The organism is Streptomyces sp. NBC_01707 (assembly GCF_041438805.1).
Taxonomy (GTDB): Bacteria; Actinomycetota; Actinomycetes; order Streptomycetales; family Streptomycetaceae; genus Streptomyces.
Genome location: NZ_CP109190.1, coordinates 2,815,654 through 2,828,310 on the forward strand (window position 1 = coordinate 2,815,654; position 12,657 = coordinate 2,828,310).

A 12,657-nucleotide genomic window follows, 5' to 3' on the forward strand; every position below is an offset into this window, starting at 1 on the left:
GCCACGAACCGGACGACCGCGGAAAACAGACGAAACCGCCCGCCGGCACAAGGCCGGCGGGCGGTTTCGTTCGCGTACGGGGGCGGGGGACTACTTCACCGCTCCCGCGGTCAGGCCCGCGACGACCTGACGCTGGAAGACGATGTAGGCCGCAAGGACCGGCAGCATCGCCATCACCAGACCGGCGAAGAGGCCGGACCAGTCACCCTTGTACCCCTGACTGGTGGCCAGTTCGACCAAACCCTGGGAGAGCACCCGGTGATCCGGTTCGGTGTTCAGCACCGTCGGCAGCATGTACTGGTTCCACTGCCCCAGGAAGTTGAAGATGCCGACGCTGATCAGGCCGGGCTTCGCCATCGGCAGCATCACCTGGAAGAACGTCCGGGTGTGCGAGGCCCCGTCGAGCATCGCCGCTTCCGCCACCGAGGTCGGCAGCGTCCGGAAGAACGAGGTGAGGAAGAAGACGGTGAACGGCAGCGAGTACGCGATATAGACCAGGATCAGTCCGTGCACCGTGTTCAGCAGGCCCATGTTGTTCATCACGAAGAACAACGGGACCAGCGCCAGGATGATCGGGAAGCTCATCCCACCGATGAACAGGAAGTACAGGAAACGGTTCCCCGGGAAGTCGAACCGCGCCAGTACGTACGCCGCCATGGAACCGAGCAGCAGCGTGCCGATGAGCGAACCGCCCACCACGACGATCGTGTTGAAGAAGTAGTCGCTCATGTGCGCCTGGCTCCAGGCGCGCGACCAGTTCTCGAAGTGAAGCTTGTCGGGCAGTGCCCACGGCGTCGACAGGATCGAGTCGTCCGTCTTGAAGGACGCCATCACCGCCCAGAGGAGCGGCATGACGACCAGGATCGCCCAGATGATCAGCACGCCGTGCGAGAAGACATTGAGGACGGAGCCCTCACTGCTCTTCTCCTTCTTGCTGCCGGGCACGGTCACCGTGGACACGGGCACACGGTCCGCCGCAGGCGCGGGAGGGGTGTCAGTGGTCTTCATCAGAACTCCAGCCGCTCGCGCCGGCCCAGTCGCATCACGATGGCCGCGAAGGCCATGGTGACGATGAGCAGTCCGACACCGATCGTCGTTGCGTATCCAGCCTGGCCGTCACGGAAGGCCGTCTGGTACACGTACAGCGGCAGAACCGTGGTCGAGTAGTCGGGACCACCGGGACCCACGGTCATGACCTGTACGGCAGTGAACGCCTCCACGCCGAGCGCCAGGATTCCCATGTAGACCCAGCCCGACTGCACCGTGTCCCAGAGCAGCGGCAGGGTGATCCGGAAGAACGTCGTGATGCGGTTGGCGCCGTCGAGGAGCGCCGCCTCGTAGAAGTCCTTCGGGATGGATGCCATGCCGGCGGAGAAGAGGACGACGAAGAATCCGACCGTCGACCAGATCAGCACCGACATGACGCAGATGAGCGCGAGGCTCGGATCGCCCAGCCAGTCCGGCTGGACGGAGCCGAGACCGATCCCCTTCAGGGTCGAGTTCAGCATCCCGTCGCTGGGGTTGAACGCGAATTGGAAGAGCAGGGCGACGATCACGATCGAAAGCACCTGCGGGAAGAAATAAGCGATCTTGTAGAAGCCCGAGCCCCGCACGCCGGCGACCGTGGCGTTCTTACGCCGACGGCCGCCGACATTGAGCATGAAGGCGAAGAAAAGCGCGAGGCCCAGCGTCACCAGCGGCAGCAGCAGCACAAGCAACACGCTGTGCTGCAACGACTTCCAGAAGATGTCGTCCTTCAGCATCCTGGTGTAGTTGTCGAAGCCGACCATCTTGAAGTCCGGGCTCAGACCCGTCCAGTCCGTGAACGAATAGTAGATGGACTGGATGAACGGCCAAATGACGAAGACCGCGTACAACGCCAGTGGGGCGATCAAGAACCCCACAATGAAGCGGTACTTGCCGTGCTGCATCGTTTACCGACCCCGATCTTTCCGCGGGTGCCGCCGCTGGTGACGGTTGCTCACTGGTGCTTGTAGTGCTTGATGGACTGATCCTTGGCCGCCGCGTCCGCGAAGGCCTGGATCTTCTTGATGGCTTCCGCCGGGGTCGCGCGGCCCGCCATCATCTCGCCGATGCCGGCGACGCCGATCTGCTCCTTCTGGAGCTTCACGTACCAGTCCTGCAGACGCGGGTTCACCACGTTGTCGCCGGCCTTCTTCAGCGCGTCGACGCCGGCCTGCATAGCCGTGGACAGAGTCAGACCGTCGGTGCCACCGTTGAAGGCGCTGAGGGACTTGACCTGCTTGGTGAAGTTCTTCGAGGACTCCTCGGAGAGCATGATGCGCAGCTGCTCCATGCCGCCCTCGGGGTTCTTCGCCTTGGCCGGGACGACGAAGGGCTCGCCGCCGGAGGCCCAGATGGTGCCGAACGGCATCTTGTCCGACGAGTCCAGGCTGGACGGCGCCGAGACCATCATCTTGAAGTCCTTGGGCGTGGTCGGCGCCGCCTCGTTCTCCACCCACGAACCGTTCGGGATGAAGAGCGCCTTGCCCTTGGTCCACGCGGTCTGCGACTGGATGTGCGTCATACCCGGGGTGCCCTTGAGGACGTACCCCTTCTTGTACAGCTCGTAGTACGCCTCGAACGCCGCCTTGACCGCGGGGTCCTTCCAGGCGTTCGGCTCCAGGTTGTCGATCTTGTCGAGAACCTCCCGGCCGCCGATCTTGCCGATGAACGGGTAGAGCGAGAACGGCAGGTAGTAGGGGTACTTACCGGCGTACGTCCAGCCGGCGATGCCCTTCTTCTTCGCCTTCGCGCAGAGGGCGAGCATGTCGTCCCAGTTCTCGGGGTACTGCGCGTCGAGGTTCTCGAGCGCGGTCTGCGAGTACCAGACGCCGTAGACCGTGTACGCGTAGTACATGATCCAGACCGGGTCGCCGTCGAACTGGCCCATCTCCAGGACACCCGGGCGCAGCGTGTCGCGGACCTTCTTGCTCGGGTCGTCGATGGACGGGGCGTCCATCAGCGGCGTCAGGTCGAGCAGCTGCTTCTTGCCGACGAGGACACCCATGTCCATCTGCTCGGCGCCCGAGTTGTCGATCAGGTCCGGCGGGGTGCCACCGTTGAAGCGCGGCTGCAGCTGCGACTGGATCTTCTGGGTCGCGGTGTGCTTGACCTTCGGAGCCTTCGGGAAGGCCGCGTTGTACTTCTTCTCCGCGTCGATCGCGTACTGCTGACCGAAACCGCCATCGAAGATGACGACATCGAGGGCAGCGGTCTCGTTGACGCCGAGCGGGTTCTTGGCGCTCGTCTTGCCCTTCTTGACCGAGTCGTCAGTGCCGCTGTCGCTACTCGCACACGCCGACAGGAAGCTCATTGTCGGAACGGTGATCAGACCGAGTGCGGCAGACCGCTTGATCACGTCGCGACGGCCAAGGCCCTCATTCTTGTGGGCGGAGGTGGATCCCATGCTCAAGTCCTCGCCTTCTCCAGGACTCAGGCGGTGTGTACCGGTCGCCCGTCGAAATTCGCCTCAGGCGAAGGGCCCCGCCACCGCGGTCAGTTGCGCTTGGGTCGTGCTGATTTGCAGGCTAGCCAGATGCTGCGGGGGATTCCGGAGATCGAACCGATGGATGCAGCGATGGCGCCCCCCGGCCGTTCCCCCCGGCCCCCTTGTCCGCGTCCGCGTAGAAAACGGCGGGGCAGACGCCGACAGGTATAGTCCACTTGCAGCCAACTGAGCAAGATCGAATGCAGGTTTGAGCGGCAGTCTTTCCCGAGTTGAGACCTCGCGGATACATGGGCACCGCACACCCTCGTCCGGGTGTAACGATTTCCGCAATCCGGTCGATTCACCCGCGCGCCCTCGTCCAACACCCTTGACACATCACGCCACTTGCCTCCCTACTGGATCCTGCACATCGCCCTGACAACGTTGTCCAGTGCGCTTCCTCGGGAGGAATGGCTCGGCATGCAGCCCCGACATGGTTCTCGTAAGAGACAAAACCGCACGGCCGCACTCATCGCGGCTTCACTGGTCCTGGTGGTGACTGCCCCCACCACGGCCGCCGCACAGTCGGCGAGGTTTGCCGAAAAGGGTGAAAAGCCCACGGGCGACCAGACATTCAGCTCATCGTTCGAAGCGAACGAAAAGCAGCCGGACTGGCGCAATACCGTGGAAGAGGGCCCGGACGGGAAGAAGCGGGCATCGGGTATCGACGGCGGCTTCTCCGCCGGAATACCGGGCAATGTCACCGACAAGGTGACGGATCTGCGCGCCAGCGGTGAGAACACCGGCGGTGGCGAGGTCAAGGAGAACCTCGTCGACGGGGAGTCCTCCTCGAAGTGGCTGACCTTCGAGCCCACCGGCTGGATCGAGTTCGACCTCGTCGAACCGGTCAAGGTCGTGACATACGCGCTCACTTCGGCTAATGACCACGACGAGCGCGACCCGAAGGACTGGACCCTTCAGGGCTCCGCCGACGGCAAGACCTGGAAGGACCTCGACTCCCGGACCGGGCAGTCCTTCTCCGAGCGCTTCCAGACGAAGTCGTACGACTTCTCGAGCGACACGGCCTACCAGCACTACCGCCTGAACGTCACCAAGAACAACGGGGCATCGGACGCGACCCAGCTCGCCGACGTCCAGTTCTCCGACGGCGACACCAGCACCCCCGCCCCCGAGGAGATGCGCAGCCAGATCGACCGCGGACCGTCCGGCTCGCCCACCGCCAAGGCCGGCGCGGGCTTCACCGGTAAGAAGGCCCTGCGGTACGCGGGTACGCACAAGCCGGACGGCCACGCGTACTCGTACAACAAGATCTTCGACGTCGACACGGCCGTCACCCGGGACACCGAGCTCTCCTACCTCGTCTACCCGCAGATGGGCGAGACAGACCTCTCGTACCCCGCCACCCATGTCTCGGTCGACCTGGCCTTCACCGACGGTACGTATCTGAGCGACCTGGGCGCCACCGACAGCCACGGCGGTCTGCTGACCCCGCAGGGCCAGGCCGACGCCAAGCGGCTGTACGTCAACCAGTGGAACAAGGTCGCCTCGCGCATCGGCACGGTCGCGGCGGGCAAGACCGTCGACCGGATCCTGGTGGCGTACGACTCCCCCAAGGGCCCGGCGAAGTTCCAGGGCTGGCTCGACGACATCAAGCTTGCCCCGAAGGCCCCGGAGAAGCGCCGGGCGCACCTGTCCGACTACGCGTCGACGGTCCGCGGCACCAACTCCAGCGGCGGCTTCTCGCGCGGCAACAACTTCCCCGCCACCGCGGTCCCGAACGGCTTCAACTTCTGGACGCCGGTCACCAACGCAGGCTCGACGAGCTGGCTGTACGACTACCAGCGTGCCAACAACGACGACAACCTGCCTACGCTCCAGGCGTTCAGCGCGAGCCATGAGCCGAGCCCCTGGATGGGCGACCGGCAGACGTTCCAGCTGATGCCGTCGGTGGCCAAGGACGAGCCGGACGCCTCCCGCACGGCGCGCGCGCTGCCGTTCAAGCACGAGAACGAGACGGCGAAGCCGCACTACTACGGTGTGACGTTCGAGAACGGCCTCAAGGCCGAGATGACGCCGACCGACCACGCGGCGCGGATGCGGTTCACCTACCCCGGTGACGACGCCTCCGTCGTCTTCGACAACATCTCCAACGACGGCGGGCTCACCCTCGACCCCGGGACCAGCTCCTTCACCGGCTTCTCCGACGTGAAGAGCGGCCTCTCCACCGGTGCCACCCGGCTCTTCGTCTACGGCGTCTTCGACGCACCGGTCACCGCGAGCGGCAAGCTCAAGGGCGGCGGCGGTGACGACGTGACGGGCTACCTCCGCTTCGACGCCGGCAAGGACCGTACGGTCAACCTCCGTCTGGCCACCTCGCTGATCAGCATCGACCAGGCGAAGCAGAACCTCGCCGCGGAGATCCCCGCGTCCCGTTCCTTCGGCCGCGTCGAGGACCAGGCGCAGCACGCCTGGGACGACATCCTGGGCAAGGTGGAGGTCGAGGGCGCCGACGCCGACCAGCTGACGAGTCTCTACTCCAGCATGTACCGCCTGTATCTCTACCCGAACTCGGGCTTCGAGCAGGTCGGCGGCAAGGACAAGTACGCCAGCCCGTTCTCGCCGCAGATCGGCTCCGACACCCCCACCCACACGGGTGCGAAGATCGTCGACGGCAAGGTGTACGTCAACAACGGCTTCTGGGACACGTACCGGACGACCTGGCCCGCGTACTCGTTCCTCACGCCGAAGAAGGCCGGCGAGATGGTCGACGGCTTCGTCCAGCAGTACAAGGACGGCGGCTGGATCTCCCGCTGGTCCTCCCCCGGCTATGCCGACCTGATGACCGGCACCTCGTCGGACGTCGCGTTCGCGGACGCCTACGTCAAGGGCGTGAAGTTCGACGGCGAGGCGGCCTACGAGGCGGCGCTGAAGAACGCCACGGTGGTTCCGCCGTCGTCGGGTGTCGGCCGCAAGGGCATGGAGACGTCCCCGTTCGCGGGTTACGCGAACACGTCGACGCACGAGGGTCTGTCCTGGTCGCTGGAGGGCTACCTCAACGACTACGGCCTCGCGCAGATGGGCCAGGCGCTCTACAAGAAGACGAAGAAGGAGCGGTACAAGGAGGAGTCGGAGTACTTCCTGAACCGGGCCCGCAACTACGTCGAGCTGTTCGACTCCAAGGCGGGCTTCTTCCAGGGCAAGGACGCCAAGGGTGACTGGCGGGTCGCCTCCGACAAGTACGACCCGCGCATCTGGGGCTACGACTACACGGAGACGAACGGCTGGGGCTACGCGTTCACGGCCCCGCAGGACAGCCGCGGCCTGGCGAACCTGTACGGCGGCCGCGACGGCCTGGCCAAGAAGCTCGACACGTACTTCTCCACTCCCGAGACGGCGGGCCCGGAGTTCGTCGGCTCGTACGGCGGTGTCATCCACGAGATGACGGAGGCGCGTGACGTACGGATGGGCATGTACGGCCACAGCAACCAGGTCGCGCACCACGTCACGTACATGTACGACGCGGCGTCGCAGCCCTGGAAGACGCAGGAGAAGGTCCGCGAGGTCCTCAGCCGTCTCTACACCGGCAGCGAGATCGGCCAGGGCTACCACGGTGACGAGGACAACGGCGAGCAGTCGGCCTGGTACCTCTTCTCCTCGCTCGGCTTCTACCCGCTGGTGATGGGCAGTGGCGAGTACGCGATCGGCTCGCCGCTCTTCACGAAGACGACCGTCCACCTGGAGAACGGCCACGACCTGGTCGTCAAGGCTCCGAAGAACAGCGCGAAGAACATCTATGTGCAGGGCCTGAAGGTCAACGGCAAGAAGTGGACGTCCACGTCGCTGCCGCACGACCTGCTCGCCAAGGGCGGTGTCCTGGAGTTCGACATGGGCGCCAAGCCGTCGGCGTGGGGGACGGGCAAGGACGCTGCCCCGACGTCGATTACCAAGGACGACCAGGTGCCGTCGCCGAAGAAGGACGTACTGAAGGGCGAGGGTGCTCTGTACGACAACACGTCGGCCACGACGGCGACCGTGAGCGGTCCGGTGGAGCTGCCGGTGCCCGCATCGACGAAGGCGGTCCAGTACACGCTGACATCGGGCGATGCGACGAAGGCCCCGAAGGGCTGGGTCCTGCAGGGCTCGTCGGACAGCACGACCTGGAAGGACCTGGACAAGCGGTCCGCGCAGTCGTTCGCGTGGGACAAGCAGACGCGGGTCTTCTCGGTGAGCAGGACGGGAACGTACGAGCACTACCGCCTCGTGCCCGATGGTGAGGGAACGCTGGCGGAGGTGGAGCTGATCTCCTGACCTCTGCGCTCCTGTGAACGGCCGGTACCTCGGGTGAGGTACCGGCCGTTCGTTCATTCCACGGTGCGGACGGATTCGTTCGCGGCGTGGTGTGCGCGACTGCGCCCCGCCGTCAGGAACGGCGCCTACCGGCCCCGTCTCACTCCGGCGACTGCACCGGATCCGGCGCTGCCGCTTGGAGGAGACTCTCGGGAAGGGCCAGGTTCCAGGCTGTGATGACCGGATTCCCGTGCTCGGTGCCGAGCCGGGAGACGGCCCCCGTGGCGAGCTGGAACAGTGTGCCGCCGGACGTCGTCAGCCCGAGATAGCGAGCGGTGAGCACGCGAAGGAAGTGGGAGTGTGCAACGAGGGCGATGTCCGCGTCCCCCAGTGATTCGGCGGCCGTCCGGATCTCGGCGAGCACGCGGTCGGCCCGCTCCCCCACCTGAGCCGGCGTCTCCCCGGGATGGTCCTCCGAGCCCGGCGCGACCCCGTCGGTCCACAGGTTCCAGGACGGCCGGGTGCGGTGGATCTCGACGGTGGTCACACCCTCATAGCCGCCGTAGTCCCATTCACGCAGGTCAGGGGTGATACGGGGCGAGGTGAGCCCGGCAAGTTCGGCGGTGAGCCGGGCCCGCAGGGCCGGGCTCACCAGGGTGAGCCCGATCTTCCGGTCGGCGATCAGCGGCACGAGAGCACGGGCCTGCCGCTCGCCGAGGGCGGTCAGCGGGAGGTCGGTATGGCTCGTGTGCCGCCCGGACCGGGACCACTCGGTCTCGCCGTGCCGGATCAGAATCAACTCGCCCATGGGTGCCGTCCGCTCTCTGTTCGCCGCGCTGTTCGCGCCGCCTGCTGCGTAGCTTCGAAACTCCCTGACCCACGATCGCATTCCGGGCCCCGTGCAAAGGGGGGCGGGTGGGTCATTTCGCGGCGCGGCGGCCCGGAGTCCCGCCGTGTGCTGATTACGTGATCATCACGTGTGATGGGATGCCTTGTGCTACAGGGGCTTGGCTCGTCAGATGTCTACGACAGTGAGACGAGAATGGGGCGGGCATGCCGGATCCGGTGGACTATGTCGCGCGGCTGCGCGCGGAGCGCGAGGACGCGGGCCGGGAGGAGACGTTGCGGAGGGACCGGTCCCGGCGCCGGCTCAAGCGGGGGCTGGCCGGAGGCGCGGCGGCCGCGGTGCTGGTCGGATTCGCAGTGTGGCTGATCAACAGCACGTCCGGGGAGCGGCCTGCCGACGAGCCGTTCGCCGCCGGCACGAGGCCTGAGCGCTTGTGGCCCGACACATGGCCGGCAACGACCAATCTGCCGTTTCGGGGTTCGCACGCCGACGGCTGGGCGCCCGACGACACCGGTATCCAGGTGCCGGATGTCAAGGCCGTGAACGGGATACCGGAGGAGCGGGTCTTCGACGCGCTGAACCGGACCAAGGACTTCTTGATCGCGACCAATCTGGATCCGGCCGTGCTTCACGGCGAGTGGCCCACCAAGGCCCTGAACATGCTTGACGCGCAGGACTCCTCCCGCGCCCGTCTGATCCGCCATCTACGCAAACCGGGTACGCAGGGCGGTGATCCCACCGAGCTGTTCACCCGCTTCGATCCGACAGAGCTCCGGGTGGCCGAGGACGGCATCAGAGTGCACGGCCGCATGGTCTTCGAGGCAGGTGGCGAGCCGGGGCGGTTGCGTGTCCGAGCCGACTACACCTTCGTGTACGCGCTGCGACGTGCGGCCCCGGGTGCCGAACCCGGGCCGTGGAAGGGTACGGAGGAGGTGGCGCGCACAGTCGTGCGACGGCAACTGGTCCTGGACCTCGACGAGCGAGCGGCACCGGGAAAACTGGTTCCGGTCGAGTACCGGCGACTGCTCGCCAACCATGACTGCCGCACGGCCGACGGCTTCGTCCACCCGTACTTCTCCAGGGAGGCGGCGCGGGCCGACCGGCCGTGGCCTGTCGTCGACCCGTACGCCTCCGGCAAGGACATCGCCGACGATCGGGTCTGCATCGTGCCTTCACGGACCTGATCGAACAGCTCCTCGGCCCGGGGCAGCCGACTCAGGGGGCCCCGGATGGTGCGCCGGGCCGGTTCAGTGCGGGATTCCGTCGATGAGTTCGCGGGCGCCCTGGCGCAGCAGGGCGACGGCGACGGACGTGCCGAGTGTGGCCGGGTCCAGGCGACCCGCCCACTCGTGGGCGTTGAGGACCACCTTCCCGTCGGGCGTGAACACCTTCGCCCGTAGCGACAGTTCGCCGCTGCCGTCGGTGCGGGCGTATCCGGCGATGGGGCTGTTGCAGTGGCCCTGCAGCACGTGCAGGAACATGCGCTCGGCGGTGGCCTCGCGGTGGGTGGCGGGGTCGCCGAGGAGGCTGATCGCGTCGATCAGCTCCCTGTCGCCCTCACGGCACTGGAGGGCGAGGATCCCGGCTCCGATCGGCGGGCACATCACCTCGACCGGGAGGACTTCGGTGATCACATCCGTGCGGTCGATGCGTTCCAGTCCGGCGACGGCCAGAAGCAGCGCGTCCGCTTCTCCTGCGGCGAGCTTGTCCAGTCGGCGGTTGGCGTTGCCCCGCATCGGCACGCACTGGAGGTGCGGATGGGAGGCGGCGAGCTGGGCGCTGCGCCGTACGGAGGAGGTGCCGATCCTGGCTCCGTCGGGGAGCCGGTCGAGGGTGAGACCTCCGGGGTGTACGAGGGCGTCGCGGATGTCGTCCCGGCGGAGGAAGGCCGCGAAGGTGGTTCCGGCGGGCAGCGGCCGGTCGGCCGGGATGTCCTTGACGCAGTGCACTGCCAGGTCCGCCTGGCCCGAGAGGAGGGCGGCGTCGACCTCCTTGGTGAACGCGCCCTTCCCTTCGACCTGGGCGAGATCACCCATCCACTTGTCACCGGTGGTCTTGACGGCCACGACTTCGGTGGCGGTGCCGGGATGGAGGGCGGCCAGCTCGGCACGGACGCGCCCCACCTGGGCAAGAGCCATGGGCGAGTCTCGGGACACGATGCGGATGAGTTCAGGCGCGGACATGTCGCCCACGATAGACCGTCCGATGCGGGTTCCCGGGCGCACAGCGCCTACCCATGTACGCGCAGCGTCAAGCCAGTTGGAGCTCTCGGACGGGTGTGCGACCCGTTTCGGTGGCGACGTGGCGCACCCTGCCGCGTCCACCGGAAGCCGCCGGTGGACTTCATGGTCCCGTCAGTGGTTCCAGGAGGCCTCGTCGGCCGTGCATCTTGATTTTGGTCATACGCAAAACAAATCTGGCGGAATTATCAGGACATGAACGGAGCAGTACGTCGGTTTGCCCTGTTTAGGTGCCCCCAGGAACAGGATGAGGCCGCCACGTTGCCCCTATGTGACTGATGTGTCACGGAGACGGGCTGGCGACGAGCGCCGCGATGCAGTATTAGTACTGTCAGTAAACAAATCGGTCGGTCGGCGGTGCAGCCGTCCGGTCCCTTGTCGACAAGAGGCAGATTCATGTCGGACCGCTTCACTCCCACCTCCGCGGACAAGTTCACCTTCGGTCTCTGGACCGTCGGCTGGCGCGGCAACGACCCCTTCGGTGACGCCACCCGTCCCGCGCTCGACCCGGTCGAGTCCGTCGAGCGGCTCGCGGAGCTCGGTGCGCACGGTGTGACCTTCCACGACGACGACCTGATCCCGTTCGGCTCCTCGGACAGCGAGCGGGCCGCGATCATCACCCGGTTCAAGGACGCCCTGGACCGCACCGGTCTCAAGGTCCCGATGGCGACGACGAACCTGTTCACCCACCCGGTGTTCAAGGACGGCGGCTTCACCTCCAACGACCGCGACGTGCGCCGCTACGCGCTGCGCAAGGTCATCCGCAACATCGACCTCGCCGTCGAGCTCGGCGCCACCACGTACGTGGCCTGGGGCGGCCGCGAGGGCGCGGAGTCCGGCGGCGCCAAGGACGTACGGGTCGCGCTGGACCGGATGAAGGAGGCCTTCGACCTGCTCGGTGAGTACGTCGTCGAGCAGGGCTACGACCTGCGGTTCGCGATCGAGCCCAAGCCGAACGAGCCGCGCGGTGACATCCTGCTGCCCACCGTCGGCCACGCCCTCGCGTTCATCGAGCGCCTGGAACGCCCGCAGATGTACGGCGTCAACCCCGAGGTCGGCCACGAGCAGATGGCCGGGCTGAACTTCCCGCACGGCATCGCGCAGGCCCTGTGGGCCGGCAAGCTCTACCACATCGACCTCAACGGCCAGTCCGGCATCAAGTACGACCAGGACCTCCGCTTCGGCGCCGGCGACCTGCGCCAGGCCTTCTGGCTCGTCGACCTCCTCGAGACCTCCGACTACGACGGCCCGCGCCACTTCGACTTCAAGCCGGTGCGCACCGACGGCATCGACGGCGTATGGGAGTCCGCGAAGAACTGCATGCGCAACTACCTCATCCTCAAGGAGCGCGCCCTCGCGTTCCGCGCCGACCCCGCCGTCCAGGAGGCACTGGCCGCCTCCCGCCTCGACGAACTCGCACAGCCCACCGCCGAGGACGGCCTCAAGAGCCTCCTCGCCGACACCACCGCGTTCGAGGAGTTCGACGTCACCACCGCCGCCGAACGCTCGATGGCCTTCGAAGCCCTCGACCAGCTCGCCATGGAACACCTGCTCGGCGTCCGCTGAGCCCACGGGGGCCATGGTCCGCCGCCGGCGAGCCCCGGACCCCCGGCCCCTTGCCCCGCCATGCCCGGGTGCGGATCCGTCGGATCCGCACCCGGGCATGTTTGTGTCCCGATGCAGCCCGGTCGGCCTCGACGCGCCGGAGGCCGGGCCGGTCCTCGCGCCGATCCGCACGGGCTGTCCGGGCGCGTCGTCGCTCGCGGTCGCCCCGGGCACGCCGAAGGGCCGCACCCCCGGCGGGGGGTGCG

At 66.8% G+C, this 12,657-nt stretch carries 8 protein-coding genes; 3 read left to right on the plus strand and 5 right to left on the minus strand.

Features of this window, described 5'->3' with window-relative positions:
• Window positions 1–90: 90 nt before the first annotated feature.
• Genes OG963_RS12580 through ngcE form a run of 3 tightly spaced genes read right to left on the minus strand, consistent with a single transcriptional unit; the run spans window position 91 to window position 3,430 of the window.
• Window positions 91–1,008, minus strand: a complete 918-nt coding sequence (locus OG963_RS12580) for a carbohydrate ABC transporter permease (protein WP_093775547.1) — start codon at window positions 1,006–1,008, stop codon at window positions 91–93.
• Window positions 1,008–1,931 carry a carbohydrate ABC transporter permease gene (locus tag OG963_RS12585; RefSeq protein WP_093775545.1) on the minus strand — a complete coding sequence of 308 codons (924 nt, stop codon included), beginning with the start codon at window positions 1,929–1,931 and terminating at the stop codon, window positions 1,008–1,010. The genes OG963_RS12580 and OG963_RS12585 overlap by 1 nt, the downstream gene beginning before the upstream one ends.
• A gap of 50 nt (window positions 1,932–1,981) precedes the next feature.
• On the minus strand, window positions 1,982–3,430 hold the full coding sequence (ngcE, locus tag OG963_RS12590; protein WP_093775543.1) for an N-acetylglucosamine/diacetylchitobiose ABC transporter substrate-binding protein: 1,449 nt from the start codon (window positions 3,428–3,430) through the stop codon (window positions 1,982–1,984).
• 501 nt (window positions 3,431–3,931) lie between these two features.
• Between ngcE and OG963_RS12595 the strand changes: the two genes are divergently transcribed.
• Window positions 3,932–7,780 (plus strand): GH92 family glycosyl hydrolase, encoded by a 3,849-nt coding sequence (locus OG963_RS12595; protein WP_371798903.1) that lies wholly within the window; start codon window positions 3,932–3,934, stop codon window positions 7,778–7,780.
• A 139-nt stretch (window positions 7,781–7,919) separates the two neighbouring features.
• Here OG963_RS12595 and OG963_RS12600 read toward each other — a convergent pair whose 3' ends face one another.
• The gene (locus OG963_RS12600) at window positions 7,920–8,567 is read right to left on the minus strand and encodes a histidine phosphatase family protein (protein WP_093775540.1); all 648 of its coding nucleotides are present in this window, start codon (window positions 8,565–8,567) and stop codon (window positions 7,920–7,922) included.
• Window positions 8,568–8,812: 245 nt separating this feature from the next.
• Between OG963_RS12600 and OG963_RS12605 the strand changes: the two genes are divergently transcribed.
• Window positions 8,813–9,790, plus strand: coding sequence for a hypothetical protein (locus OG963_RS12605; protein ID WP_093775538.1), 978 nt, complete (start codon window positions 8,813–8,815; stop codon window positions 9,788–9,790).
• 63 nt (window positions 9,791–9,853) lie between these two features.
• Here the strand turns inward: OG963_RS12605 and hemC are convergent, their stop codons facing one another.
• A complete protein-coding gene (gene hemC / locus OG963_RS12610; RefSeq protein WP_371798904.1) occupies window positions 9,854–10,789 on the minus strand; it encodes a hydroxymethylbilane synthase in 936 nt (311 codons plus the stop codon).
• 453 nt (window positions 10,790–11,242) lie between these two features.
• Between hemC and xylA the strand changes: the two genes are divergently transcribed.
• On the plus strand, window positions 11,243–12,412 hold the full coding sequence (gene xylA / locus OG963_RS12615) for a xylose isomerase (RefSeq protein WP_319787735.1): 1,170 nt from the start codon (window positions 11,243–11,245) through the stop codon (window positions 12,410–12,412).
• The last annotated feature ends 245 nt before the right edge of the window (window positions 12,413–12,657 follow it).

Coding starts and splice junctions, on each gene's coding strand:
- OG963_RS12580 (WP_093775547.1), bottom strand. CDS start 1,008: ATGAAGACCACTGACACCCCTCCCGCGCCTGCGGCGGACCGTGTGCCC.
- OG963_RS12585 (WP_093775545.1), bottom strand. CDS start 1,931: ATGCAGCACGGCAAGTACCGCTTCATTGTGGGGTTCTTGATCGCCCCA.
- ngcE (WP_093775543.1), bottom strand. CDS start 3,430: ATGGGATCCACCTCCGCCCACAAGAATGAGGGCCTTGGCCGTCGCGAC.
- OG963_RS12595 (WP_371798903.1), top strand. CDS start 3,932: ATGCAGCCCCGACATGGTTCTCGTAAGAGACAAAACCGCACGGCCGCA.
- OG963_RS12600 (WP_093775540.1), bottom strand. CDS start 8,567: ATGGGCGAGTTGATTCTGATCCGGCACGGCGAGACCGAGTGGTCCCGG.
- OG963_RS12605 (WP_093775538.1), top strand. CDS start 8,813: ATGCCGGATCCGGTGGACTATGTCGCGCGGCTGCGCGCGGAGCGCGAG.
- hemC (WP_371798904.1), bottom strand. CDS start 10,789: ATGTCCGCGCCTGAACTCATCCGCATCGTGTCCCGAGACTCGCCCATG.
- xylA (WP_319787735.1), top strand. CDS start 11,243: ATGTCGGACCGCTTCACTCCCACCTCCGCGGACAAGTTCACCTTCGGT.